This window comes from Streptomyces sp. 15-116A, from assembly GCF_025290915.1.
Lineage (GTDB): Bacteria > Actinomycetota > Actinomycetes > Streptomycetales > Streptomycetaceae > Streptomyces.
The window spans coordinates 1-25322 of the sequence record NZ_JAOCQE010000072.1; the positions used below are offsets into that span (position 1 = coordinate 1).

General features: G+C 70.4%; 23 protein-coding genes. 3 read left to right on the plus strand and 20 right to left on the minus strand.

The features are described from left to right. Positions 1-139: 139 nt before the first annotated feature. From rpsD to N4P33_RS14740, 5 genes are all read right to left on the minus strand, one after another. Complete coding sequence (gene rpsD / locus N4P33_RS14720) at positions 140-754, minus strand: 30S ribosomal protein S4 (RefSeq protein ID WP_260826983.1); 615 nt, start codon at positions 752-754, stop codon at positions 140-142. A 301-nt stretch (positions 755-1055) separates the two neighbouring features. After that, on the minus strand, positions 1056-2411 hold the full coding sequence (locus tag N4P33_RS14725; RefSeq protein WP_260826985.1) for a replication-associated recombination protein A: 1356 nt from the start codon (positions 2409-2411) through the stop codon (positions 1056-1058). Between the two features lie 44 nt (positions 2412-2455). After that, a complete protein-coding gene (locus N4P33_RS14730; protein ID WP_260826987.1) occupies positions 2456-3124 on the minus strand; it encodes a vitamin K epoxide reductase family protein in 669 nt (222 codons plus the stop codon). 204 nt (positions 3125-3328) lie between these two features. Next, entirely contained in the window at positions 3329-4591 is a 1263-nt protein-coding gene (gene hisS / locus N4P33_RS14735; protein ID WP_260826989.1) for a histidine--tRNA ligase, read from the minus strand. 11 nt (positions 4592-4602) lie between these two features. Beyond that, positions 4603-5310: an MBL fold metallo-hydrolase gene (locus tag N4P33_RS14740; RefSeq protein ID WP_260826991.1), complete on the minus strand. Its 708-nt coding sequence runs from the start codon at positions 5308-5310 to the stop codon at positions 4603-4605. Between the two features lie 179 nt (positions 5311-5489). Here N4P33_RS14740 and N4P33_RS14745 point away from each other — a divergent pair, with 179 nt between their 5' ends. Together N4P33_RS14745 and N4P33_RS14750 are read left to right on the plus strand one after the other, a co-directional pair. Continuing rightward, on the plus strand, positions 5490-6308 hold the full coding sequence (locus N4P33_RS14745) for a peptidylprolyl isomerase (RefSeq protein ID WP_260826993.1): 819 nt from the start codon (positions 5490-5492) through the stop codon (positions 6306-6308). A gap of 135 nt (positions 6309-6443) precedes the next feature. Further along, entirely contained in the window at positions 6444-7673 is a 1230-nt protein-coding gene (locus N4P33_RS14750; RefSeq protein WP_260826994.1) for a DUF349 domain-containing protein, read from the plus strand. Between the two features lie 76 nt (positions 7674-7749). Here N4P33_RS14750 and relA read toward each other — a convergent pair whose 3' ends face one another. From relA to pgsA, 15 genes are all read right to left on the minus strand, one after another. Next, complete coding sequence (relA, locus tag N4P33_RS14755; protein WP_260826996.1) at positions 7750-10278, minus strand: GTP pyrophosphokinase; 2529 nt, start codon at positions 10276-10278, stop codon at positions 7750-7752. Positions 10279-10472: 194 nt separating this feature from the next. Next, positions 10473-11012: an adenine phosphoribosyltransferase gene (locus N4P33_RS14760; protein ID WP_260826998.1), complete on the minus strand. Its 540-nt coding sequence runs from the start codon at positions 11010-11012 to the stop codon at positions 10473-10475. Then, positions 11009-12124, minus strand: a complete 1116-nt coding sequence (gene secF / locus N4P33_RS14765; RefSeq protein WP_260827000.1) for a protein translocase subunit SecF — start codon at positions 12122-12124, stop codon at positions 11009-11011. Before secF ends, N4P33_RS14760 begins: the two co-directional genes overlap by 4 nt. 3 nt (positions 12125-12127) lie before the next feature. Continuing rightward, positions 12128-13894 (minus strand): protein translocase subunit SecD, encoded by a 1767-nt coding sequence (secD, locus tag N4P33_RS14770; RefSeq protein ID WP_260827001.1) that lies wholly within the window; start codon positions 13892-13894, stop codon positions 12128-12130. Positions 13895-14026: 132 nt separating this feature from the next. Then, complete coding sequence (gene yajC / locus N4P33_RS14775; RefSeq protein ID WP_260827003.1) at positions 14027-14515, minus strand: preprotein translocase subunit YajC; 489 nt, start codon at positions 14513-14515, stop codon at positions 14027-14029. A gap of 165 nt (positions 14516-14680) precedes the next feature. Then, on the minus strand, positions 14681-15775 hold the full coding sequence (ruvB, locus tag N4P33_RS14780) for a Holliday junction branch migration DNA helicase RuvB (protein WP_260827005.1): 1095 nt from the start codon (positions 15773-15775) through the stop codon (positions 14681-14683). A gap of 42 nt (positions 15776-15817) precedes the next feature. Next, positions 15818-16423, minus strand: coding sequence for a Holliday junction branch migration protein RuvA (ruvA, locus tag N4P33_RS14785; protein ID WP_260827006.1), 606 nt, complete (start codon positions 16421-16423; stop codon positions 15818-15820). Then, positions 16420-16959 carry a crossover junction endodeoxyribonuclease RuvC gene (gene ruvC, locus N4P33_RS14790; protein WP_260827007.1) on the minus strand — a complete coding sequence of 180 codons (540 nt, stop codon included), beginning with the start codon at positions 16957-16959 and terminating at the stop codon, positions 16420-16422. The genes ruvA and ruvC overlap by 4 nt, the downstream gene beginning before the upstream one ends. Positions 16960-17100: 141 nt before the next feature. Further along, entirely contained in the window at positions 17101-17853 is a 753-nt protein-coding gene (locus N4P33_RS14795; RefSeq protein WP_260827008.1) for a YebC/PmpR family DNA-binding transcriptional regulator, read from the minus strand. A gap of 48 nt (positions 17854-17901) precedes the next feature. Then, positions 17902-18507, minus strand: a complete 606-nt coding sequence (gene pdxT / locus N4P33_RS14800) for a pyridoxal 5'-phosphate synthase glutaminase subunit PdxT (RefSeq protein ID WP_260827010.1) — start codon at positions 18505-18507, stop codon at positions 17902-17904. 6 nt (positions 18508-18513) lie between these two features. Then, entirely contained in the window at positions 18514-19425 is a 912-nt protein-coding gene (gene pdxS, locus N4P33_RS14805) for a pyridoxal 5'-phosphate synthase lyase subunit PdxS (protein WP_048458196.1), read from the minus strand. Positions 19426-19535: 110 nt separating this feature from the next. Continuing rightward, positions 19536-20078, minus strand: a complete 543-nt coding sequence (locus N4P33_RS14810) for a hypothetical protein (protein WP_260827014.1) — start codon at positions 20076-20078, stop codon at positions 19536-19538. A gap of 42 nt (positions 20079-20120) precedes the next feature. Further along, complete coding sequence (locus tag N4P33_RS14815) at positions 20121-21284, minus strand: glycosyltransferase family 4 protein (RefSeq protein ID WP_260827016.1); 1164 nt, start codon at positions 21282-21284, stop codon at positions 20121-20123. After that, entirely contained in the window at positions 21281-22189 is a 909-nt protein-coding gene (locus N4P33_RS14820; protein ID WP_260827018.1) for a phosphatidylinositol mannoside acyltransferase, read from the minus strand. The genes N4P33_RS14815 and N4P33_RS14820 overlap by 4 nt, the downstream gene beginning before the upstream one ends. Next, positions 22186-22878, minus strand: a complete 693-nt coding sequence (pgsA, locus tag N4P33_RS14825) for a phosphatidylinositol phosphate synthase (protein ID WP_260827020.1) — start codon at positions 22876-22878, stop codon at positions 22186-22188. The genes N4P33_RS14820 and pgsA overlap by 4 nt, the downstream gene beginning before the upstream one ends. Positions 22879-23177: 299 nt before the next feature. On the opposite strand from pgsA, the gene N4P33_RS14830 reads away from it, so the two are divergent. Continuing rightward, a partial coding sequence (locus N4P33_RS14830; protein ID WP_260827022.1) for an elongation factor G-like protein EF-G2 occupies positions 23178-25322 on the plus strand: 2145 nt, incomplete at its 3' end.

Below are 25322 nucleotides of genomic sequence, written 5' to 3' on the forward strand. Positions count from 1 at the left end.
CGGGAGGGCGGGGCGCCCGCCGGCGCCGCGGGGACCGGTGCGGCAAGGGGCGTCGGCCCCCGTCACGCAGGAACCCGCCGCCTCGCCCACCCGGAAGGGCGGGGAGACGGCGGGCTGAGATACCGCGTGCCTGCTGGGGTCAGCGGGCGTAGTACTCGACGACGAGCTGCTCGTCGCAGATCACCGGGATCTCCTTGCGGTTCGGCTCGCGGTCCAGGCGGAACGCCAGGGCCTTGAGGTTCACCTGGAGGTAGCGCGGGGTCTCACCGTCGGGGGCGAAGCCACCCTCACGAGCGATCGTGAAGAGGGTCTTCTCCTTGGAGCGGTCGCGGACCTGCACGACGTCGTCCGGGCGGACACGGAAGGAGGGCTTGTCGACCTTCTTGCCGTTGACCTGGATGTGGCCGTGCGTGACCATCTGGCGGGCCTGGTAGATCGTGCGGGCGATGCCCGAGCGCAGGACCAGCGCGTCGAGGCGCTTCTCCAGCTCCACGATCAGGGCCTCACCGGTCTTGCCCTGCACCTTGGAGGCACGCTCGTAGGCGCGGACCAGCTGGCGCTCGGAGATGTCGTACTGCGCGCGCAGACGCTGCTTCTCCAGCAGACGGACCTTGTAGTCCGAGTTCTGCTTGCGCCCACGGCCGTGCTCACCGGGCGGGTACGGACGGGCCTCGAAGTACTTGACGGCCTTCGGGGTCAGCGCGATGCCGAGGGCACGCGACTTCTTGACCTTGGGGCGGGACTGGTTCGCCACTGTTTCTCATTTCCTAGTGTCGGCTTGTCAGGAGGTGCGGGAGGTCGCATCCGCAGCCGGGGAAACCCTGCGGGTCCGCGCGGGACCTGCCGGGCAGCCGCTCCCCTGGTCTGGGCACATACGTGCAGCACGCGAGTGGCCCACCGACCGCTCCCGGGAATCCGGGTGGTGGTGGGCTGCCCGCGACACCGTTCGACGGTGCGCGACGCTCCTGGAACCGGTCCCCGAAGGGCCGGGCTCCGGCTGACTGTCCCGTTCTGACTGCACGGGACGCAGCGCTTCGGGCAAGTCTACCGCGTGGTCAGGGCCGCTTCCGACCGAGGTGCTTCCTGGTCCACTCCACGGCGTCCGCGTAGCGCGCCTCGGCGCCGTGCCGGGTCGGCTCGTAGTACGCGCGGTCCTTGAGGGCGTCCGGCGCGTACTGCTGCTCGGCGATGCCCTCGGGCAGGTCGTGCGGGTACACGTATCCCTTGCCGTGCCCGAGTTTGGTCGCGCCCTTGTAGTGGCTGTCCCGCAGATGCGACGGCACCGGGCCGGCGAGTCCCTTGCGTACGTCCTCCAGGGCGGCGCCTATCGCGGTGGTCGCCGCGTTGGACTTGGGGGCGAGGGCCAGGGCGATGGTGGCGTGGCTGAGGGTGAGCGCGGCCTCGGGGAAGCCGATCATGGCGACGGCCTGGGCGGCGGCGACGGCGATGGGCAGCGCGTTCGGATCGGCGAGGCCGATGTCCTCGCTGGCGGAGATCATCAGGCGGCGGGCGATGAAGCGGGGGTCCTCGCCGGCCTCGATCATGCGGGCCAGGTAGTGCAGGGCGGCGTCGACGTCGGAGCCGCGGATGGACTTGATCAGGGCGCTGGCGACGTCGTAGTGCTGGTCGCCGTCGCGGTCGTACTTCACGGCCGCCCGGTCGACCGTCTCCTCCAGCGTGGTCAGCGTGATCTCGCTGTCGCCCTTGTCGAGGGCGGCTCCGGCGGCGGCCTCCAGCGCGGTCAGCGCGCGGCGGGCGTCGCCGCCGGCGATGCGCAGCAGGTGGCTCTCGGTGTCCTCGGGGAGGGTGACGGCGCTCTTGAGGCCGCGCTCGTCGGTGAGGGCACGCTTGATCAGGTCGCGGATGTCGTCGTCGGTGAGGGGTTCGAGGGTGAGCAGCAGGGAGCGGGACAGCAGCGGGGAGATGACCGAGAAGTAGGGGTTCTCGGTCGTCGCGGCGATCAGGGTGACCCAGCGGTTCTCGACGGCCGGGAGCAGGGAGTCCTGCTGGGCCTTGCTGAAGCGGTGGATCTCGTCGAGGAAGAGGACGGTCTCCTGACCGTAGCCGCCGGAGGCGCGGCGGGCGCCGTCGATGACCGCGCGGACCTCCTTCACGCCCGCGGTGATCGCCGACAGCTCGACGAAGCGCTTGTTGGTGGCCTTGGACACGACGTAGGCCAGGGTGGTCTTGCCCGTGCCGGGCGGGCCCCAGAGGATCACCGAGGACGGTCCGGCAGGGCCCGCAGCGCCCTCGCCGACGAGTCTGCGCAAGGGGGAGCCGGGCTTCAGCAGATGCTGCTGGCCCACCACCTCGTCGAGGGTGCGCGGGCGCATCCGGACCGCCAGGGGGCTGCCGGTCGGGTCCTTCTCCTGGCGTTCTTCGGCTGCGGCGGTGAACAGGTCGGGCTCCACGACAAGAACCCTAAATCACGGCACTGACAATCCAGCGGGCCCCGTCAGCTGGTCCAGAAGTCCCACCAGCGGGTCAGGATCAGCATGCCGATGATCCCGATGTGCAGCACCGGCATGACCCAGGTGAACTCGCCGAAGAAGCCCTTGAGCCAGCCGGGCGCGGGCAGGAAGCCCTTGCGGACGTTGAACGACGTCACGTACCAGAACATGAGGATCGTGGCGACCCAGGCCAGGCAGCACCACAGGCACAGGGCGTTGATCCGGTACAGGGACTGGAACGTCAGCCAGGCGCAGAAGACGACACCGAAGAGCGTGCCCGCGTTGAAGGTGAGCCAGTACCAGCGCGGGAAGCGGGCGCCGGCGAGCAGGCTCATGCCGACGCAGATCACGATGCCGTAGGTGACGAGGCCGAGCATCGGGTTGGGGAAGCCGAAGACGGAGGCCTGGTCGCTCTCCATCACGCTGCCGCAGGAGACGACCGGGTTGAGGCTGCACCCGGGGGTGAAGGTCTCGCCCTTGACCTTGGCCTCGAGCAGCTTGAACTTGTCGAGCGTGATGACCCAGGCGGCGAGCACCCCGGCCGCGCCGGTGATCAGCAGGAGCAGGGCGAAGGCCCGGCTGCCGCCCTCGGTGCGCCGCGCCCCGGCGGTGCGCGCCTGCGCGGGCGAGTGTTCGGGCTCCATGGCGACGTCCTTGACTGTCGTCTTGCTCATCACGCCGATTCCGTCACTAGAGAGTGTGGACCTGCTTCGGGCACGGGCCATTGTGCCGCACAGGCCTGTGCGCCCGCCGTTCACCGGACATAAGGACATACGGGCGATCACTCATGAGCGTTCGGTTTCGGCCGACCTGTGTTCCCTGGTGACACACGTGATCGAGGGCGGGCCGGACCGCCGTGTGCCGTCCGGCCCCGTCCCTCATCCGAGCCGCGATTCCAGCTCCGCCACGATCTCGTTCACGCCGACCGCGATCTGCTCGCCGGACTCCATGTCCTTGAGCTGGACGACGCCCTCGGCGAGGTCGCGTTCACCCAGCACCAGGGCGTAGCGGGCGCCGGAGCGGTTGGCCGCCTTCATCGCGGCCTTGAGGCCCTTGCCGCCGTACGAGAAGTCCGCCGCGACGCCGTTCTTGCGCAGCTCGGTGACCTTCGCGAACAGCACACGGCGGGCCTCCTCGCCGAGCGGGACCGCGAACACGCTCGTGCCGGCGGGGAGTTCGAGCTCGATGCCCTCCGCCTCCAGGGCGAGGACCGTGCGGTCGACGCCGAGGGCCCAGCCGACGGACGGCAGCGCGGGGCCGCCGATCATCTCCGACAGACCGTCGTAGCGGCCGCCGCCGCCCACCGCGGACTGGGAGCCCAGACCGTCGTGGACGAACTCGAAGGTGGTGCGCGTGTAGTAGTCGAGGCCGCGCACCAGCTTGGGGTCGTCCTCGAAGGCGACGCCCGCCGCCGTGATCAGCTCGCGGACCTCCTCGTGGTACGCCTTGCAGGCGTCGCACAGGTAGTCGCGCAGGACAGGGGCGCCGGTGAGCTGCTTCTGCACCGACTCGCGCTTGTCGTCGAGGACCCGCAGCGGGTTGATGTCGACGCGGCGGCGGGTGTCCTCGTCGAGGTCCAGGCCGCGCAGGAAGTCCTGCAGTGCCGCGCGGTACACCGGGCGGCACTCCTTGTCGCCCAGGCTGTTGAGCAGGATCCGGAAGTTCTGCAGGCCCAGCGAGCGGTACGCCTGGTCGGCGAGGATGATCAGCTCGGCGTCGAGCGCCGGGTCCTCGGCGCCGATCGCCTCGGCGCCGACCTGGGAGAAGTGGCGGTAACGGCCCTTCTGGGGACGCTCGTAGCGGTAGTACGAGCCGGAGTACCAGAGCTTGACCGGGAGGTTGCCCGCCTTGTGCAGGTTGGCCTCCAGGGCGGCGCGCAGCACGGAGGCGGTGCCTTCGGGGCGCAGGGCGAGCCGGTCGCCGCCCTTGGTCTCGAAGGCGTACATCTCCTTGGTGACGATGTCGGTGGACTCGCCGACACCGCGCGCGAACAGCTCCACGTTCTCGAAGCCGGGCGTCTCGATGTAGCCGTAGCCGGAGTTGCGCAGCGGGGCGGCGATGGCCTCGCGGACGGCGAGGTACTTGGCGGAGTCCGGCGGGATCAGGTCGTAGGTGCCCTTGGGGGCTTTGAAGGTGCTCACGGAAGGTCTCGTCACATTCCTCGTCGGGGCGCCTCGGAGGCACCCTGGCCGGCGGCCACCTGCCGCAGATAGGGGTTGGTGGCGCGCTCCTGGCCGATGGTCGTCTGGGGGCCGTGTCCGGACAGCACCACGGTCGAGTCGTCGAGCGGCAGGCACACGCGGGCCAGCGAGTCGAGCATCTCGGCCATGTCACCGCCGGGCAGGTCGGTGCGTCCGATGGAGCCGGCGAACAGCAGGTCGCCCGAGAACAGGATCGGCGGGATGTCCGCCGCCTCGGGCATGCCGAAGGTCACCGACCCCTTGGTATGGCCGGGCGCGTGGGCCACGGTCAGCTCGAGACCGGCCAGCTCCAGCTTCGTACCGTCGGTCAGTTCCTTGACGTCGTCCGGCTCCCCCACGGTCAGCTCGCCCATCAGCGGCATGCCGATGGAGCGGCCCAGCGCCTTCTCGGGGTCGCTCATCATGTAGCGGTCCTCGGGGTGGATCCAGGCCGGTACGTCGTGCGCTCCGCAGACGGGGACGACCGAGGCGACGTGGTCGATGTGGCCGTGCGTGAGGACGACGGCGACCGGCTTGAGCCGGTGCTTGCGGACCGCCTCCTGAACGCCGGGAGCGGCCTGGTGGCCGGGGTCGATGATCACGCACTCCTCACCGGCGGCGGGGGCGACGAGATAACAGTTCGTCCCCCAGGCCCCGGCGGGGAACCCGGCAATGAGCACGATCGTCCTTCGTTTGTGTCGGTACGGGAGGCTTGCGGCGGGCTGCGCCCGTGGTCAGAGCCTACCGGCGCTGCCGAATCCTCAGCGAACCCATATACGGTACGGGGCACACGCAGACGGTCGGCTCACCGCACGCACGTGTACCGGTCGACACACGAGACGCATGAGGAGAGAACCCGGTGGTCAGCCAGGAACAGCGGCGGCGTCAGCTCGCCCGGGAGAAGTTCTTGCGGCAGCAGCAGCGGCGCACCGAGGCGCGGCGCAAGGCCCGCATCCGCAACTCGGTGATCGCCTCGGTGCTCGGTGTGGTCCTGATCGGCAGCCTCGCGCTGTACACGACCGGGGTGCTCAAGCAGGACGACGACAAGACCAACGCGAGCGCGGAGGTCACCCCTAGCGCGTCGCCGTCGAAGGCGCCGGACCCGTGCGACAAGCCGGCCGAGGGCAAGCCGAAGTCGAAGACGTGGAAGAAGGAGCCGGCGCTGTCGATCGACAAGTCGGCGAAGTACACGATGAAGCTGGACACCACGTGCGGTGAGATAGACGTGGCGCTGAAGGCGTCGGCGGCGCCGCACACGGTGAACTCGTTCAACTTCCTCGCCGGTCAGGGCTACTTCGACCACACCAAGTGCCACCGGCTCACCACCAACGGCATCTACGTGCTGCAGTGCGGCGACCCGACGGGCATGGGCACCGGCGGTCCCGGCTACACGATCCCGGACGAGAACCTGAAGGACAAAAGCCTGAAGGACAACATCTACCCGGCGGGCACGGTCGCGATGGCGAACACCGGGCAGAAGAACAGTGGTGGCAGCCAGTTCTTCCTGGTCTACCAGGACAGCGAGCTGCCGCCCAGCTACACACCGTTCGGTACGGTCTCGGAGGCCGGCATGAAGGTGCTGCAGAAGATCGCCAAGGCCGGGGAGAGCACCGGAGCGGGCGACGGGGCGCCCAACGCGACGGTCGTGATCGACAAGGCTACGGTCAGCAAGAACTGACCCCCAACTGCGGAACTTCGGTCGCGCGGGATGCGGACAGGCATCCCGTCGGTCGCCTATGTTGGCCGTGACGAAACTGTGGACGATGCCCGGGGGAACACAAGCACCTCGCAGGCATCATGTGGAGGAGGCGCTGTGAGCAGCGACCCGTGGGGCCGCGTCGACGAGACGGGGACCGTGTACGTGCGTACGGCCGACGGCGAGAAGGTCGTCGGTTCCTGGCAGGCGGGCTCCCCCGAGGAGGCGCTGGCCTACTTCGAGCGCAAGTACGAGGGCCTGGTTGTCGAGATCGGCCTCCTCGAGAAGCGAGTGAAGACCACCGACCTGTCGTCGAAGGACGCCCTGGCCGCGATCGAGCACATCCGCGAGCAGGTGGACGCCCATCACGCGGTCGGCGACCTGGACGCCCTCCGGGTCCGGCTGGACAAGCTCGTGGAGCTGGTGGACAAGCGCCGCGAGGAGCGCAAGGCGCAGCGGGCCAAGCAGTCCGACGAGGCCCGCAAGGCCAAGGAGGCGCTGGTCACCGAGGCGGAGGAGCTGGCCTCGTCCGACCAGTGGCGGGCGGCCGGTGAGCGGCTGCGGGCGCTGGTGGACACCTGGAAGGGCCTGCCGCGGCTGGACCGCAAGTCCGACGACGAGCTGTGGCACCGGTTCTCGCATGCGCGCTCGGCGTTCTCCAAGCGGCGCAAGCAGCACTTCGCGCAGCTGGACGCGCAGCGCGAGGAGGCCCGCAGGACCAAGGAGCGGCTGGTCGCCGAGGCGGAGTCGCTGTCGAACTCGACGGACTGGGGTCCGACGGCGGCGCGCTACCGGGAGCTGATGTCCCAGTGGAAGGCCGCGGGCCGCGCCCAGCGCGAGCACGAGGAGGACCTGTGGAACCGCTTCCGCGGCGCCCAGGACGTGTTCTTCGCCGCCCGCAGCTCGGTGTTCGCCGAGCGTGACGCGGAGCAGTCGGAGAACCTCAAGCTCAAGGAGGAGCTGGCCGAGGAGGCCGAGAAGCTGCTGCCGATCACGGATCTGAAGGCGGCCCGGGCCGCGTTCCGTGCGATCAACGAGCGCTGGGAGGCCATCGGCCATGTGCCGCGGGACGCCCGCCCGAAGGTAGAGGGCCGGATGCACACGGTCGAGCGGGCCATCCAGGAGGCCGAGGAGGCCGAGTGGCGCCGCACCAACCCGGAGGCACGCGCGCGTGCGGAGGGTCTGACCGGGCAGCTCCAGGCGGCCGTGGACAAGCTCAAGGGCCAGATCGAGCAGGCCCGCGCCCAGGGCAACACCGCCAAGGCGGAGAAGCTGGAGCGTGAGCTGGAGGGCCGCCAGGCCCTGCTGGACCAGGCGCTGAAGGGCCTGCAGGAGTTCGGCGGCTGAGCCGGCTGACGCGAGGCACCAGGAAGGGGCTCCCGTACGCGCGTACGGGAGCCCCTTCCTCGTTGTCTGCCGGTCTCTACGTCCGGTTGCGCGCCGACGTCACCCGGTACACGTCGTAGACGCCCTCCACGCCGCGTACGGCCTTCAGGACGTGGCCGAGGTGCTTGGGGTCGCCCATCTCGAAGGTGAAGCGGGAGGTCGCGACGCGGTCACGGGAGGTCTGGACGGCGGCGGAGAGGATGTTGACGTGCTGGTCGGACAGCACGCGGGTGACGTCCGAGAGCAGCCGGGAGCGGTCCAGCGCCTCGACCTGGATGGCGACCAGGAACACCGAGGACTGGGTGGGCGCCCACTCGACCTCGAGGATCCGCTCGGGCTCGCGGGAGAGCGAGTCGACGTTCACGCAGTCGCTGCGGTGCACGGAGACGCCGCTGCCGCGCGTGACGAAGCCGATGATCGGGTCGCCGGGGACCGGCGTGCAGCAGCGGGCCAGCTTGACCCAGACGTCCTCGACGCCCTTGACGATGACGCCGGGGTCGGAGCTGGAGCGGCGCTTGCGGCTGCGGCCGCGGGCCGGCGGTACGGTCTCGTCGATCTCCTCGGTGGCCGCCTCCTCGCCGCCGAGCGCCTGGACGAGCTTCTGCACGATGTTCTGCGCGGAGACGTGGCCCTCGCCGATCGCCGCGTACAGCGCGGAGATGTCGGAGTAGCGCATCTCGTGCGCGAGGGTGACCAGGGAGTCGCCGGTGAGGATGCGCTGGATCGGCAGGTTCTGCTTGCGCATGGCGCGGACGATGGCGTCCTTGCCCTGCTCGATCGCCTCGTCGCGGCGCTCCTTGGAGAACCAGGCGCGGATCTTGTTGCGGGCGCGCGGCGATTTGACGAAGCCGAGCCAGTCGCGGGAGGGTCCGGCGCCGGCCGCCTTGGAGGTGAAGACCTCGACCAGGTCGCCGTTGTCCAGGGTGGACTCCAGCGGGACCAGACGGCCGTTGACCCGCGCCCCTATGGTGCGGTGGCCGACCTCGGTGTGCACGGCGTACGCGAAGTCGACCGGTGTGGCACCGGCCGGGAGCGCGATGACGTCGCCCTTGGGGGTGAAGACGAAGACCTCGTTGCGGGACAGGTCGAAGCGCAGCGACTCCAGGAACTCGCCCGGGTCCTCCGTCTCCTTCTGCCAGTCGAGGAGCTGCCGCAGCCACGCCATGTCGTTGATGGCGTCCTTGTCCTTGCCGGACGACTTGGGCGCGTCGGTACGGATCTTGGAGGCGCCGGCGACGGCCTCCTGCTTGTACTTCCAGTGCGCGGCGATGCCGTACTCGGCGCGGCGGTGCATGTCGAAGGTGCGGATCTGCAGCTCGACCGGTTTGCCGCCGGGGCCGATGACCGTCGTGTGCAGCGACTGGTACATGTTGAACTTCGGCATCGCGATGTAGTCCTTGAACCGGCCGGGGACCGGGTTCCATCGCGCGTGCACGGTGCCGAGGGCCGCGTAGCAGTCGCGGACCGTGTCGACAAGGACACGAATACCCACCAGGTCGTAGATCTCCGCGAAGTCACGGCCGCGGACGATCATCTTCTGGTAGACGCTGTAGTAGTGCTTCGGGCGGCCGGTGACGGTCGCCTTGATGCGGGCCGCGCGCAGGTCCTGCTGGACCTCGTCGGTGACGATGGCGAGGTACTCGTCGCGCTTGGGGGCGCGCTCGGCGACAAGCCGGACGATCTCGTCGTACATCTTGGGGTAGAGGATCGCGAAGGCGAGGTCCTCCAGCTCCCACTTGATGGTGTTCATGCCCAGGCGGTGGGCGAGCGGCGCGTAGATCTCGAGGGTCTCGCGCGCCTTCTTCTCCTGCTTCTCGCGCTTGAGGTAGCGCATGGTGCGCATGTTGTGCAGGCGGTCGGCGAGCTTGATGACCAGGACGCGGGGGTCCTTGGCCATGGCGACGACCATCTTGCGCACGGTCTCGGCCTGGGCGGCCTCGCCGAACTTGACCTTGTCCAGCTTGGTGACGCCGTCGACGAGGAGGGCGACGGTGTCGCCGAAGTCGCGGCGCAGCTGCTCCAGTCCGTACTCGGTGTCCTCGACCGTGTCGTGCAGCAGCCCGGCCATCAGCGTGGCCGGGTCCATGCCGAGCTCGGCGAGGATGGTGGTGACGGCGAGGGGGTGGGTGATGTACGGGTCGCCGCTCTTGCGCTTCTGGCCGCGGTGCCAGCGCTCGGCGACCTGGTAGGCCTTCTCGATCTGGCGGAGCGTGGAGTTCTCGATCTTGGGGTCGTTGCTGCGCACTATCCGCAGCAGCGGCTCCAGGACCGGGTTGTACGGGTTGGCGCGCTGCACACCGAGCCGGGCCAGGCGGGCGCGGACGCGGTTGGAGGAGCCGGAGCGGGCGGGCTGTCCGGTGTTGGGGCGGGCCATCGGCGCGGAGCGCTCGGGCGGGGCCGGCTTGGGGCGTGGCTGCTCGGGCTTGTCGACGGAGGCGGCCTGGGCGTGCTGGACCGGCCCGCGGCTGTCGTTCTTCGCCTGGGGCGCGCTCGGCGCGGGCTTGGCCGCGGCCGCCGAGGCGGACTCGGGCTTGGCGGCGGTCAGGTGCTGGGCCTCGTCTGGCAAGAGGGCTCCTCGTGCGCGATCCGGGTCCCCCGGTCAGGCTCCGGAGATCCCATGGTAGCGATCCCGGGCCGACCGATCGCCTGTAGTCCGATGTGAGGACGGTCAACTGCGCAAACACCGGGGGCGGACACCGGATTCCTCCGGGCCCGCCCCTGCGGTGTCCCCTACGTCCTGCGCGCTGCTCGCGTCGCAGGTCAGACCGTGAGCAGCGCCTCCAGCGGGGCGCCGGCCAGGGCCGGTTCCAGGCGGGCCCGGCCGCCGAGGAAGCCGAGTTCCATCAGGACGGCGAGGCCCGCGACCTCGGCACCGGCTCTGCGGATGAGCTGGAGCGACGCCTCGGCGGTGCCGCCGGTGGCCAGCACGTCGTCGACGACCAGGACGCGGTCGTCGGCGGCGAGGTCCTCGGCGTGCACCTCGATCTCGGCCGAGCCGTACTCCAGCTCGTAGGCCTGGCCGAGGGTGGCTCCGGGGAGCTTGCCCGCCTTGCGGACGGGGATGAAGCCGAGACCGGCGCGGACGGCGACCGGGGCGCCGAGGATGAAGCCGCGCGCCTCCAGGCCGACGACCTTGGTGGCACCGGTCTGCTCGGCGATGCCGGCCAGAGCGTCGGTGAGCGCGGTGAAGGCCGCCGGGTCCGCCAGGAGCGGGGTGATGTCCTTGAACATCACGCCCGGCTCCGGGTAGTCGGCCACGTCCCGGATGCGGCTGAGGAGAAGATCCCGGATCTCGGTCATCGGCGCTTCCCCGAGGGGCGGCCCCGGCCGCGGTTGCGGGACGCCGGCTGGCTGCGCGGGCCGACGACCGCGGGAGCCGCGTCCTCCGGCTCGTCGTCGTAGCCGTCGGCGCCTGCGCGGGCCGGCTCGGGCTCCGGCGTGCCGCCCTGGGCCCGCTTGGCGAGTACGCGCTTCTTCAGTGCCTTCATCGCCGGCTCGCGCTCCTTGAGGTCGGCGACGAGCGGGGTGGCGATGAAGATCGAGGAGTACGCACCGGCGGCGAGGCCGACGAACAGCGACAGGGAGATGTCGTTCAGCATGCCCGCGCCGAGGACACCGCCACCGATGAACAGCAGGCCCGCCACCGGCAGCAGCGCGACCACCGTGGTGTTGACGGAACGCACCAGGGTGCTGTTGATCGAGCGGTTGGCGATCTCGCTGTAGGTCCAGCGGGTCTGTTTGGTGATGTCCTTGGTCTGTTCCTTGAGGCTGTCGAACACCACGACCGTGTCGTAGAGCGAGTAACCGAGGATCGTCAGCAGACCGATCACCGTGCCGGGCGTGACCTCGAAGCCGACGAGGGCGTAGATGCCGACGGTGATGGTGATGTCGTGGATCAGCGCGACGAACGCGGCGAGGGCCATGCGCCACTCGAAGGCGATCGCCAGATAGATCACGACGAGGACGAGGAAGATGCCGAGGCCTTGCCAGGCCTTGTTGGCGATCTGCTCACCCCAGCTCGGGCCGACCAGTTCGCCGGTGACATCGCTCTCCGAGACGTTCAGGTCCTTGGCGAGCTGGGCCGAGACCTTGTCGGACTGCGCGGTGTCGATGCCGGCGACCTGGATGCGCAGAGAGCCGTTGCCCAGTTTCTGGACGATGGCGTCGTGGCCGGACGCCTCCTCCGCGTACTCCTCGGCCTGGGCGACCGAGACGCTCATGTTCTTCGGGGTGTTGAAGACCGCTCCGCCCTGGAACTCGATGCCCAGGTGCAGGCCCCGCACCGCCAGGCCGAGGATGGCCGTGATGGTGATCAGGATGGAGATGCCGTACCAGATCTTGCGGTTCTTGACGAAGTCGTAGCCGACCTCGCCATGGTGCAGTCGGGCGCCGAGGTTGCCGAGTTTCGACATCGCTCACGCCTCCTTCGTCTCGACGGGACCGGCGGGGCGGCGGGTGCGGCGCAGCGGCGGCTTGGCGCCCAGTGCCTTCGGGTCGAGGCCCGACCACTTGTGACCGCTCGCGAAGAACTTTCGGCGGGCCATCAGCGTGAGCAGCGGCTTGGTGAAGAGGAACACCACGACCACGTCGAGGACGGTGGTCAGACCGAGCGTGAACGCGAAGCCCTGGACCTTGCCGACGGTGACGATGAAGAGCACCGCGGCGGCGAGGAACGACACGAAGTCGGAGACCAGGATGGTGCGCCGGGCGCGCGGCCAGGCCCGCTCGACGGCGGGGCGCAGCGAGCGGCCCTCGCGGATCTCGTCCCGGACGCGTTCGAAGTACACGATGAACGAGTCCGCGGTGATACCGATCGCGACGATGGCACCGCAGACGGCCGGGAGGTTGAGCGCGAAGCCGATGGCCGGGCCGAGCAGCGACATGATCACGTAGGTGAGGGCCGCGGAGACCAGCAGCGAGGCGACGGCGATGAACGACAGGCCCCGGTAGTAGACCAGGAGATAGATGATGACCAGGGCGAGTCCGATGGCACCGGCGATCAGACCGGCCTTCAGCTGCTCACCGCCGAGAGCGGCCGTCACCGTGTTGACGCTGTCCTCCTTGAAGGTCAGCGGCAGGGCACCGTAGGACAGCATGTTGGCGAGTTCCTCGGCGGACTGCTGGGTGAAGCTGCCGGAGATCTCGGCGGAACCGCCGGTGATGGCGCTGTTCACGTAGGGGGACGAGACCACCGCGTCGTCGAGGACGATGGCGAACTGGTTCTGCGGCGTCTGCTTCTGGGCCAGCTGGCCGGTGATCTCGGAGAACTTCTTGGCGCCGCCGTCGGTGAACTTCATCGTGACGATCCAGCCCGCGCCGCGCTGGGTGTCGAGGACCGCGTCCGCGTCATCGACCTCGGTGCCGTCGACCGCCACGGGGCCGAGCAGGTACTTCTGCCACTGACCCGGTTCGGCCTCGCCGCAGGCCACGGTCGACTCGCCCGGCTTGGCGTCCTTGCCGGCCTCGGCCCGGACCGAGGGCTTGGTGCAGTCGAGCTTGGCGTACTGCTCCTGGAGCTTGCTGTCCGCGTCGGAGGTGCCGCCGGTCGCGGACGGGGAGGGGCTGGACTTGTCGCTCGCGGAGGCGGACGGGGTGGCGTCGGCCTTCAGCGCGTCGGTGACGGCGCGGCCCTGCGTCGTAGCGCTCGCGGACGGGCTGCCGGAGGCGGACGGGGAGGAGCCGTCGGTCGCCTTCTCGGTGGAATTGTCGGTGGCCTTGTCCTTGTCCGAGGCACCGTCGGAAGCGCTCGGCGAGGGGGTGGGCGCGGCGCCAGTGGACATCTCGGTTGCGATCACCGGGCGGAAGTACAGCTTGGCGGTGGTACCGACCTGATCCCGGGCCTGCTTGGAGTTCGTGCCCTTGGGGATGTTGACGATGATGTTGTCCCGGCCCTGCGTCTGGACCTCGGCCTCCGAGACACCAAGACCGTTGACCCGGCGCTCCATGATGGAGACGGCGGTGTCCATGTTGGTCTTGTTGATCGCGGACTCCTGGCCGGCCTCGGGGACCGCGCGCAGGGTGATGCTCGTACCACCCGCCAGGTCGATGCCGAGACGCGGAGTGGTGTGTCCGGAGGCGAACATTCCGCCGGTGAGCGCCACGATGGCGATCAGAATCAGGGCCAGCGCGCGCCACGGCTTGCTCTGGGCGCTCGCATTCCGGCCCTTTTTAGGTGCTGCCACCTTCTCGTACTCCCTCTCGGGCCGCCTCGCGCCGGGTCGGCGGGCGGGCGGCCATGACATGGTCGCGGGATTCCGTGCGAGCTGGGCATGTCCCGGGGCGCGCGGGCATGACCCGCGCGCCCCGGGACATGACTACTTCGCCTCGGAGTCGCCTTCGGACTTCTTCGGCTGGTCGTCCGTCTTCGCCTCGGCCGTGGCGTCGGCCGGCTCGTCGGCCTCGTCCTTCTTGCCGAGGTCGACAGGCGTGTCGTCGGAGGCGGCGGCAGCGTCGGAGGAGTCGTCGGTCTCGGTGAGGGAGGAGGCGTCGTCGGGCACGACGTCGGACTTCAGGTCGTGCTCGATGCCGTGGACGATGCGGTTGTACTCGTCGTCGGAGAGCACGGCGCCGATGGAGTTCTTGGCGAAGAGCAGTTCGACGCCCGGCCCGGCGTCGAGGAGGACCGTGTCCTCGTTGACCTCCTTGACCGTGGCGTACATGCCCCCGATGGTGCGGACGCCGGAACCGGGCTGCATCTGGTTCCGCATCTCGATGGCCTGCTGCTGCTTCTTCTTGGCCGACCGGGTCATCAGGAACATGGCCCCGATGAGCACAATGAACGGGAGGAGGGTCAGGAGACTCACGGGTCGGAACTTCCTTCACACGACCGCGATGGTGAACGGCCTGATGGTTGGGGGTATGTGATGCCGCCGACAACGGTGGCATCGGCGGAGTCTAAGCGAGTCCGCGCGCATGGAACAACGCTCAGCATGGCACCGGGGTTCCTGCCCCGGCCAATGCGCTCGCCGTCACGCCCCGAACAGGTCCCCTTGTCCGTTTCCGGCGGCCTGGGACCGGGGCGGGGTGAGGCCGAGATGCGCCCATGCCGCCGGGGTGGCGACCCGGCCGCGCGGGGTGCGGGCGAGCAGTCCTTCCCGTACGAGGAAGGGTTCGGCCACCTCCTCCACGGTCTCACGTTCCTCCCCGACCGCGACGGCGAGCGTGGACAGGCCCACCGGCCCGCCGCCGAACAGCTTCAGCAGGGCCTCCAGCACGGCCCGGTCGAGGCGGTCCAGGCCGCGGGCGTCCACCTCGTAGACCTTGAGGGCCGCCGAGGCGATGTCGCGGGTGATCCTGCCGTCTGCCTTGACCTGCGCGTAGTCGCGGACGCGGCGCAGCAGGCGGTTGGCGATGCGGGGGGTGCCGCGGGAGCGGCCGGCGATCTCGGCGGCGCCTTCGGTGTCGATCTCGACGTCGAGCAGGTGGGCGGAGCGGTGGATGACCCGCTCCAGCTCGGTGGGCTCGTAGAACTCCATGTGCGCGGTGAAGCCGAAGCGGTCGCGCAAGGGGGGCGGGAGCAGGCCCGCGCGGGTGGTGGCGCCGACCAGGGTGAAGGGGGGCAGCTCCAGGGGGATGGCGGTGGCGCCGGGGCCCTTGCCGACGATGACGTCGACGCGGAAGTCCTCCATCGCCATGTAGAGCATCTCCTCGGCGGGCCGGGACATGCGGTGGATCTCGTCGAGGAAGAGGACCTCTCCTTCCTGGAGGGAGGAGAGGATCGCGGCGAGGTCACCGGCGTGCTGGATGGCGGGGCCGCTGGTGATGCGGATCGGGGCGTTCATCTCGGCCGCGATGATCATGGACAGGGTGGTCTTGCCGAGGCCGGGGGCGCCGGAGAGCAGCACATGGTCGGCGGTGGCGCCGCGCGCGCGGGCGGCGCGCAGCACCAGGTCGAGCTGTTCGCGGACCTTCTCCTGGCCGATGAACTCGCCCAGGTCCTTGGGGCGCAGGGCCGCCTCGACGGCCTGATCCTCACGGTCGGCGACCGATCCCACCAGCCTTTCGGCGGCGGGACCGCCGAGCCCTTCGGCGGCGGGGCCGTCGGTCGTGTCGTCCCAGTTCATGTGCGTGTGCCTCAGCTCTCCGGTCTCCAGGTCTTCGTACGGCTAGCGCGCGCGGTTCAGCGTCTGCAGGGCCGCCTTCAGCAGCGCGCCGACCTGGGGTGTGCCCCCGGCGGCCTCGGCCCGGGGGGCCACGGCGGCGACCGCCTCGTCGGCCTCGCGGGTCGCGTACCCCAGTCCGATCAGGGCCGCGTGCAGCTGGTCGCGCCAGCCGGTGCTCACGGGGGCGCCGACGGCCGGAGCGCCCACCGGTTCGCCGAGCCGGTCCTTCAGTTCCAGGAGCAGCTTCTGCGCGCCCTTCTTGCCGATGCCGGGGACGGCGGTGAGGGCCTTCTCGTCGCCGGTGGCGACGGCGCGGCGCAGGGCGTCGGGGGTGTGCACGGCGAGCATCGCCTGGGCGAGTCGCGGGCCGACGCCGCTGGCGGTCTGGAGCAGCTCGAACACCTGGCGTTCGTCGTCGTCGGCGAAGCCGTACAGCGTGAGGGAGTCCTCGCGGACCACCAGGGACGTGTGGAGCTTCGCCGGCTGGCCGATCCGCAGCGTCGACAGCGTGTTCGGCGTGCACTGGACGGCCATGCCGACGCCGCCGACCTCGACCACCGCGGCGTCGGGGGCGAGCGCGGCGACCGTGCCGCTGACGAAGGCGATCATGTCGTATGGCCTTTCGATGTGTGCGAGGCGTGCAGGGCGACGGCCTGCTGGAGGCGGTTCTGCGCGGGGGCGCGCCAGATGTGGCAGATGGCAAGGGCCAGGGCGTCGGCCGCGTCGGCGGGCTTCGGCGGTGCACTGAGCCGCAGCAGCCGCGTGACCATGGCGCCGACCTGGGCCTTCTCCGCGCGGCCGCTGCCGGTGACGGCGGCCTTGACCTCGCTCGGCGTGTGCAGCGCGACGGGGATGCCGCGGCGGGCGGCACACAGCGTGGCGACGGCGCTGGCCTGGGCGGTGCCCATGACCGTACGCACGTTGTGCTGGCTGAAGACGCGCTCCACGGCGACGAACTCGGGCCGGTACTCGTCGAGCCAGGCTTCGAGGCCCTGCTCGATGGCGACCAGGCGATGGCCCAGCTCGGCGTCCACCGGTGTGCGCACGACGCCGACGCCGAGCATGGTCAGCTGCCGGCCCGCGACCCCCTCGACGACGCCGACGCCGCACCGGGTCAGCCCCGGGTCCACCCCCAGTACGCGCACGAGCCCTCCCATCGATCACCTGTTTGTGCAGGCTATCGGGTGCCACTGACAACGCGACGGGCCGACGGGGTGTGTCCCGTCGGCCCGTCGAAACCCGCTGAGCGCGCCGAACCCGCTGAACCCTCCGAGCCCGCCGCGGCGTTACGCGTCGACCTTCTCCATGATCTCGTCGCTGACGTCGAAGTTGGCGAAGACGTTCTGCACGTCGTCGCTGTCCTCGAGCGCGTCGATCAGCTTGAAGATCTTCTTCGCGCCCTCCTCGTCCAGCTCGACCTGCATGGTCGGGACGAAGTTGGCGTCGGCGGACTCGTAGTCGATCCCGGCGTCCTGGAGGGCGGTGCGGACCGCGACCAGGTCGGTCGGCTCGCTGATCACCTCGAAGTTCTCGCCGAGGTCGTTGACCTCCTCGGCGCCCGCGTCCAGGACGGCGGCGAGGACGTCGTCCTCGGTCAGCTCGCCCTTGGGGACGATCACCACGCCCTTGCGGTTGAACAGGTACGACACCGAGCCCGGGTCGGCCATGGAGCCGCCGTTGCGGGTCATGGCCACGCGGACCTCGGAGGCGGCGCGGTTGCGGTTGTCGGTGAGGCACTCGATGAGCACCGCGACACCGTTCGGACCGTAGCCCTCGTACATGATCGTCTCGTAGTCGGCGCCGCCGGCCTCCAGGCCCGCACCGCGCTTGACCGCCGAGTCGATGTTCTTGTTCGGGACCGACGACTTCTTGGCCTTCTGGATGGCGTCGTACAGCGTCGGGTTACCGTCGGGATCGGCACCGCCCATACGGGCCGCGACCTCGATGTTCTTGATCAGCTTCGCGAAGAGCTTGCCGCGCTTGGCATCGATCACGGCCTTCTTGTGCTTCGTCGTGGCCCATTTAGAGTGGCCGGACATCTGCCTGTCTCCTTCGCGTAACCCATCTCTGCAACGAACGCTGGAATCCTACAAGGACCGGGCCGTCCGCCATGCGCGCACCATGTCCACGAACAGGCCGTGCACGCGGTGGTCGCCGGTGAGTTCCGGGTGGAACGACGTGGCCAGCGCGTTGTCCTGGCGGACCGCGACGATGTGGCCGTCGTGCTCGGCGAGCACCTCGGCCCCGGCGCCCACGGACTCCACCCACGGGGCGCGGATGAAGACGCCCTCCACGGGATCGCCGGGGATGCCCTTGACCTGGACCGCGGACTCGAAGGACTCGTTCTGCCGTCCGAAGGCGTTGCGGCGCACGATCATGTCGATGCCGCCGACGGTCTCCTGCCCCGAGCGCGGGTCGAGGATCTTGTCCGCGAGCATGATCATGCCGGCGCAGGTGCCGTAGACGGGCATGCCGTCCCGCACGCGCGCGCGGAGGGGTTCCATCAGGCCGAAGAGATGGGCCAGCTTGGAGATGGTGGTGGACTCACCGCCGGGGATGACGAGACCGTCGACCTCGGCGAGCTCCTCGGGGCGCCGCACCGGCCTGGCCACGGCGTCGGCCGCGGCCAGGGCGATGAGGTGCTCCCGTACGTCGCCCTGGAGGGCCAGGACGCCGATGACAGGGGTGTTCATGGGTGCTTACCAGCCGCGGTTGGCGTAGCGCTCGGTCTCGGGGAGGGTGTCGCAGTTGATGCCGACCATGGCCTCGCCCAGGTTGCGGGACGCGTCCGCGATGATCTTCGGGTCGTCGTAGAAGGTGGTCGCCTTGACGATGGCGGCGGCGCGCTTGGCCGGGTCGCCGGACTTGAAGATGCCGGAGCCGACGAAGACGCCCTCGGCGCCGAGCTGGCGCATCAGCGCGGCGTCGGCCGGGGTGGCGACACCACCGGCGGAGAACAGCACGACCGGGAGCTTGCCCAGCTCGGCGACCTCCTTGACCAGCTCGTACGGGGCGCGCAGCTCCTTGGCGGCGGCGTACAGCTCGTGGTTGTCGTAGCCGCGCAGGCGGGCGATCTCGTTCTTGATCTGGCGCAGGTGGCGCACGGCCTCGACGACGTTGCCGGTGCCGGCCTCGCCCTTGGAGCGGATCATGGCGGCGCCCTCGGCAATGCGGCGCAGGGCCTCGCCCAGGTTGGTGGCACCGCAGACGAAGGGGGTGGTGAACGCCCACTTGTCGGAGTGGTTCACCTCGTCGGCCGGCGTGAGCACCTCGGACTCGTCGATGTAGTCGACGCCGAGGGACTGCAGGACCTGGGCCTCGACGAAGTGGCCGATGCGGGACTTGGCCATCACGGGGATCGACACCGCGTCGATGATGCCCTCGATCATGTCCGGGTCGGACATGCGGGCCACGCCGCCGTCCTTGCGGATGTCGGCCGGGACCCGCTCCAGGGCCATGACGGCGACGGCGCCCGCGTCCTCGGCGATCTTGGCCTGCTCGGGCGTGACGACGTCCATGATCACGCCGCCCTTGAGCTGCTCGGCCATGCCGCGCTTCACGCGGGCGGTGCCGGTCTCGGGACCCTGGTTCTCGGAGAGCGTGCTGGACACGAATACCTCACTGAAGGGGGAAAAGAGGGTTTCTGCAGCACTGAGGAAACGTGAACGGAGCAGTCCACAGCAAGGGCCAATGAGAAGCCGGTGGATCCTTTTGCGTGCCGCTACGCGGCGCGCTCTATGAGGGCGGCGGGCGGTTCGTCGTCCATCTCGAACGCCATGGGGAACGGCGCGTGACCCGCCAGCCGGAACCAGCGCACCTTGCGGTGCCTTCTCAGGGCGCGTGCGGCCCGTACGGCGTCGTTGTGGAAGCGGCGGGCCATAGGGACCCTGCGGACCGCCTCGGCGAGCTCCAGGGCCGTCTCCTCTCCCCCGGGCGCCTCCTTGACCGCCTCCACCTGCTGCGGCTCGGCGAACACGGCACGCAGTGCCTGGCTCAGTTCGCTCTCGGCGACCTCCCGCTGCTCCTCGACCGACTGCCGGGCCGCGTGCGCGGCCTCGTAGAGCACGATCGAGGCGGCCGGGTCGAGCACGCCGGAGGTGGCGAGCTCCTGGGCCACGGAGGCACGGCGCAGCAATTGGGCGTCCAGCGCGGCCCGGGCGGCGTCGATCCGCGCGTGCAGCCGGTCCAGCCGCCCCGCCGTCCAGCTCAGATAGACACCGATCAGGACGAGGACGACGAGGATCCAGATGAGGGTTGCGGTCACGGGCGCAGGTTATCGGGCGGCTCCACGGTCCGAATGCCCGGCTCAGTCCCTCGCCAGCCCGAAGCGCGACCACAGCCCCGTCGTGCGGTCGTCCGTCGCCACCGCTGCCGCGCCTGCCGTGACCGTCTCGTAGACCGACAGGATGTCCGCGCCGACCGTGGACCAGTCGAAGCGGCGGACGTGGGTGCTGCCGCGCTCGCTCAGTTCGGCGCGGCGCTCGGGGTTCTCCAGCAGCCGCACCGCCTTCTCGGCGAGGGCGTCCGCGTCCTCGTTGGGGAACAGCTCGCCGGCCGCGCCCTGGTCGAGGACCTGGGCGAAGGCGTCCAGGTCGGAGGCGAGCACGGGGGCGCCCGCGGACATGGCCTCGACGAGGATGATGCCGAAGCTCTCGCCGCCGGTGTTGGGCGCCACGTACACGTCGACGCTGCGCAGCAGGCGCGCCTTGTCCTCGTCGCTGACCATGCCGAGGAACTCGACCCGGGAGCGGAGTTCCTTCGGCAGGCTCTCCACCGCCTCCTCCTCGTCACCGCGTCCCGCGACCAGCAGCCGGGTCCCCGGCCGGGCGGCGAGGATCTTCGGCAGGGCCCTCATCAGCACCGGCAGTCCCTTGCGGGGCTCGTCGATGCGGCCGATGAAGCCGATGGTGTCGCCCTGCCACTCCGGCTTGGGCTCGGCCTTGGCGAAGAAGTCGACGTCGACGCCGTTGGGGATCACCACCGCGTCGCCGCCGAGGTGCTCGACGAGGGTGCGGCGGGCGTACTCGCTGACCGCGATCCGCGCGCTGATCTTCTCCAGGGCCGCCTGGAGGATGGCGTACGCGGCGATCATCGCGCGGGAGCGCGGGTTGGACGTGTGGAAGGTGGCGACGATCGGCCCCTGGGCGGCCCAGCAGGTGAGCAGGCCCAGCGAGGGCGAGGTCGGCTCGTGGATGTGGATGACGTCGAAGGAGCCGTCGTGCAGCCAGCGCCGCACCCGCGCGGCGCTGAGGAAGCCGAAGTTCAGGCGGGCCACCGAGCCGTTGTACGGCACCGGCACCGCGCGGCCGGCGGAGACGACGTACGGCGGCAGCGGGGTGTCGTCGTCGGCCGGGGCGAGCACGGACACCTCGTGGCCGAGGCGGATGAAGTACTCGGCCAGGTCGCGGATGTGGAACTGCACGCCCCCGGGCACGTCCCAGGAGTACGGGCAGACGATGCCGATCCTCACGCGGGCCCCTTCGCGGGATCGAGGTCCTTCAGCCACAAGCGCTGCAGCATGTGCCAGTCCTCCGGATGTTCGGCGATCCCCGTGGCGAAGGCGTCGGCCAGCGCCTGTGTCATGACAGACGTCTTCTCCGCGCGCGTGCCTGACTCGGGCACCTCGACCGGGGGATGGACCCGCCCCCGCATCACGGGCGAGTCGTCGTACCAGAGCGTCACCGGCAGCAGCAGCGCCCCGGTCTGCTGGGCGAGCAGCGCGGGCCCGGCCGGCATCCGGGCGGTCTCGCCGAAGAAGTCGACCTCGACCCCGGAGGCGGACAGGTCGCGGTCGGCGACCAGGCAGACCAGGCCGCCGTCGCGCAGCCGCCGGGCGAGCGTGCCGAAGGCGCTGCCGCCGCTGTGCGGCAGGACCTCCATGCCGAGGCTCTCGCGGTAGGCGACGAAACGGTCGTACAGGGTCTCGGGCTTCAGGCGTTCGGCGACGGTGGTGAACGGGATGCCCAGCTCGGTGGTGACCCAGGCGCCGGCGAGGTCCCAGTTGGCGAGGTGCGGCAGGGCGAGTATCACGCCCTTGCCGCGGGCCATGCCGTCGGTCAGATGGTGCAGGTCCTTGGGGTCGAAGCCGCTCCTGATGCGCTCGGGGCTCCACGCGGGCAGACGGAAGGACTCCATCCAGTAGCGCAGATACGACCGCATCCCCGCGCGGGACAGCTCGGCGAGCCGCTCGGGGCTCGCGCCGGGCACCACGCGCGCGTAGTTGCTCTCCAGGCGCAGCACGCCCTTGCCGCGCTGTTTCCAGGCGAGGTCGGCGATGGTCCGTCCGAGCCGCACGGCGGCCGGCTCGGGGAGTTTCTTCACCGTCGCCCACCCGGCGCCGTACAGCGCGTCGGTGAGCCGTTCTTGGGCGCTCACGTGGCGGCCTCGCTCCCCCGGGTCCCGGCCCGGCCCGCGTCCGCGGACTGCGCGTCGGCGGCCTCCGCCTCGGCGGACTCGCGGCGGACGGTGACCACCCGCTGGATCAGCGTGACGAGGCTGCCGACGGCGACGATCCACAGGGCGATGGGCAGCAGGTACTGGATGCCGGGTACCCCGAACGTGTGCAGGCCCGCGAAACCGGCCGCGACCAGCGAGACCACCAGCCGCTCGGCCCGCTCGACCAGACCGTTGACCGCGACCGGCAGGCCGATCGACTCGCCGCGCGCCTTGGTGTACGACACCACCTGACCGCTGGCCAGGCAGAAGATCGAGACGGCGCACAGGATGTTGTCGTCGCCCTGCCCGGCGTACCACAGGGCGAACCCGCCGAAGATCGCCCCGTCGGCCACCCGGTCCAGGGTGGAGTCGAGGAAGGCGCCCCAGCGGCTGGAGCGGCCCAGCTGGCGGGCCATGTTGCCGTCGACGAGGTCGGAGAACACGAACAGCGTGATCACGACCGTGCCCCAGAAGAACTCGCCCCTGGGGTAGAAGACCAGCGCGCCCGCGACCACACCCGCGGTGCCGATGAGCGTGACCGTGTCGGGGCTGACCCCCCGCCGGATGAGAAACGCGGCGAACGGTGTGAGGACACGCGTGAAGAATGCACGCGCGTACTTGTTCAGCATGGCCTTCCCGACGGTCGGTGTGGCCGCGTGGCCCCTGCTGGCCACCGGCGGGGCCCAATCGTAGCCACGCGCGTGTCCGGGCGGCGGCCGGGCACCCGGGCGCCCGCGTCGCGGCCCGCCGCGGGCCCTCTCTCGAGGCGGTGCGGGGCCCGTGGGTGGCGGGTTCCGGTCTTTCGTATGGACGCACCGTGACGGGAGTGGAAAGCTCGAAGGACCGCGGGCGTCGCCGGAGCCGCTCCGCACGCGGATCCCGCGTGTCCGCGCCCACAGTGACCTCACCGTGCACGGGAGGCAGGACCATGGGCGACAAGGCGCACACACACCCCGGAGCCGCCGGCAGGGCACAGGCGGCCGACCATCCCACGTCCGTACGGAATGTGGTGCTGGTCGGCCACTCCGGATCGGGCAAGACGACTCTGGTGGAGGCTCTCGCGCTGACCGCGGGGGCGATCAACCGGGCGGGCCGCGTGGAGGACGGCGGCACCGTCTCCGACTACGACGAGATCGAGCACCGGCAGCAACGCTCGGTACAGCTCTCCCTGGTGCCGGTCGAATGGGACGGCATCAAGATCAACCTCCTGGACACCCCCGGATACGCCGACTTCGTCGGGGAACTCAGGGCCGGTCTGCGCGCGGCGGACGCGGCCCTCTTCGTCGTCTCGGCCTCCGACGGCGTGGACGGCTCGACCCGCATGGTGTGGGACGAGTGCGCGGCCGTCGGCATGCCGCGCGCCATCGTCGTCACGCACCTGGAGGCCGCCCGCGCGAACTTCGAGGAGATGACCGGGATCTGCGCGGAGACCTTCGGCGGGGACGACCCGGACGCCGTGCTGCCGCTGTACCTGCCGCTGCACGGCCCGGAGGGGCCCGACGGGCACGCGCCCGTGACGGGACTGATCGGACTGCTGTCGCAGAAGCTGTTCGACTACTCCACCGGCGAGCGCAAGGAGTCCGAGCCCGGCGAGGACCAGCTGCCGCTGATCGAGGAGGCCCGCAACCGGCTCATCGAGGGGATCATCTCGGAGAGCGAGGACGAGACCCTGATGGACCGCTATCTCGGCGGTGAGCAGGTCGACGTCAAGACGCTGATCGAGGACCTGGAGCGGGCGGTCGCACGCGGGGTGTTCTTCCCCGTCCTGGCCGCCGCCCCCGCCGGTGAGGGCGCCCGCCAGGGCCTCGGCACGGTGGAGCTCCTGGAACTGATCACGCGCGGCTTCCCGACCCCGCTGGAGCACGGCACGCCGCGCGTCACCACCGTGGACGGCAAGCCGCGCGAACTGAAGCCGTGCGACCCCGAGGCGCCGCTGGTCGCGGAGGTCGTGAAGACCTCCTCCGACCCGTACGTGGGCCGGCTCTCCCTGATCCGGGTGTTCTCCGGGACGCTGCGGGCGGACCAGACGGTGCACGTCTCCGGGCACGGGCTGGCCGACCGGGGCCATGAGGACCACGACGTCGACGAGCGCATCGGCGCCCTGTCCACACCGTTCGGCAAGCAGCAGCGGCCGGTGTCGCACGTCATCGCCGGCGACCTCGCCTGTGTGGCGAAGCTGAGCCGCGCGGAGACCGGGGACACCCTGTCGGCCAAGGACGACCCGCTGCTGATGGAGCCGTGGGAGATGCCCGACCCGCTGCTGCCGCTGGCCATCCAGGCGCACAGCAAACCCGACGAGGACAAGCTCTCCCAGGGCCTGGCCCGGCTGGTCGCCGAGGACCCGACGATGCGGCTGGAGCAGAACCAGGACACCCACCAGGTGGTCCTGTGGTGCCTGGGCGAGGCGCACGCGGACGTGGCCCTGGAGCGGCTGCGCAGCCGCTACGGCGTCCAGGTCGACGTCGTACCGCACAAGGTCTCGCTGCGCGAGACCTTCGGCGGCAAGGCCGCCGGTCGCGGACGGCACGTCAAACAGTCCGGCGGGCACGGCCAGTTCGCGATCTGCGAGATCGAGGTGGAGCCGCTGCCGGGCGGTTCGGGCATCGAGTTCGTGGACAAGGTGGTCGGCGGCGCGGTGCCGCGGCAGTTCATCCCGTCCGTGGAGAAGGGCGTACGGGCCCAGGCCGCCAAGGGAGTTGTCGCCGGGTACCCGCTGATCGACGTGCGGGTGACGCTGCTGGACGGCAAGGCGCACTCGGTGGACTCCTCCGACGCCGCGTTCCAGACGGCCGGCGCGCTCGCCCTGCGGGAGGCGGCGGCGGACGCGAAGATCCTGCTCCTGGAGCCGGTGGCCGAGGTGAGCGTCCTGGTCGGCGACGACTACGTGGGCTCGGTGATGAGCGACCTGTCCGGCCGGCGCGGCCGGGTCCTCGGCACCGAACAGGCGGCCGGCGGGCGCACGCTGATCAAGGCGGAGGTGCCGGAGATCGAGATCGGCCGGTACGCCGTGGACCTGCGCTCGCTGTCCCACGGCACCGCCCGCTTCAGCCGCAGGTACGCGCGGCACGAGCCG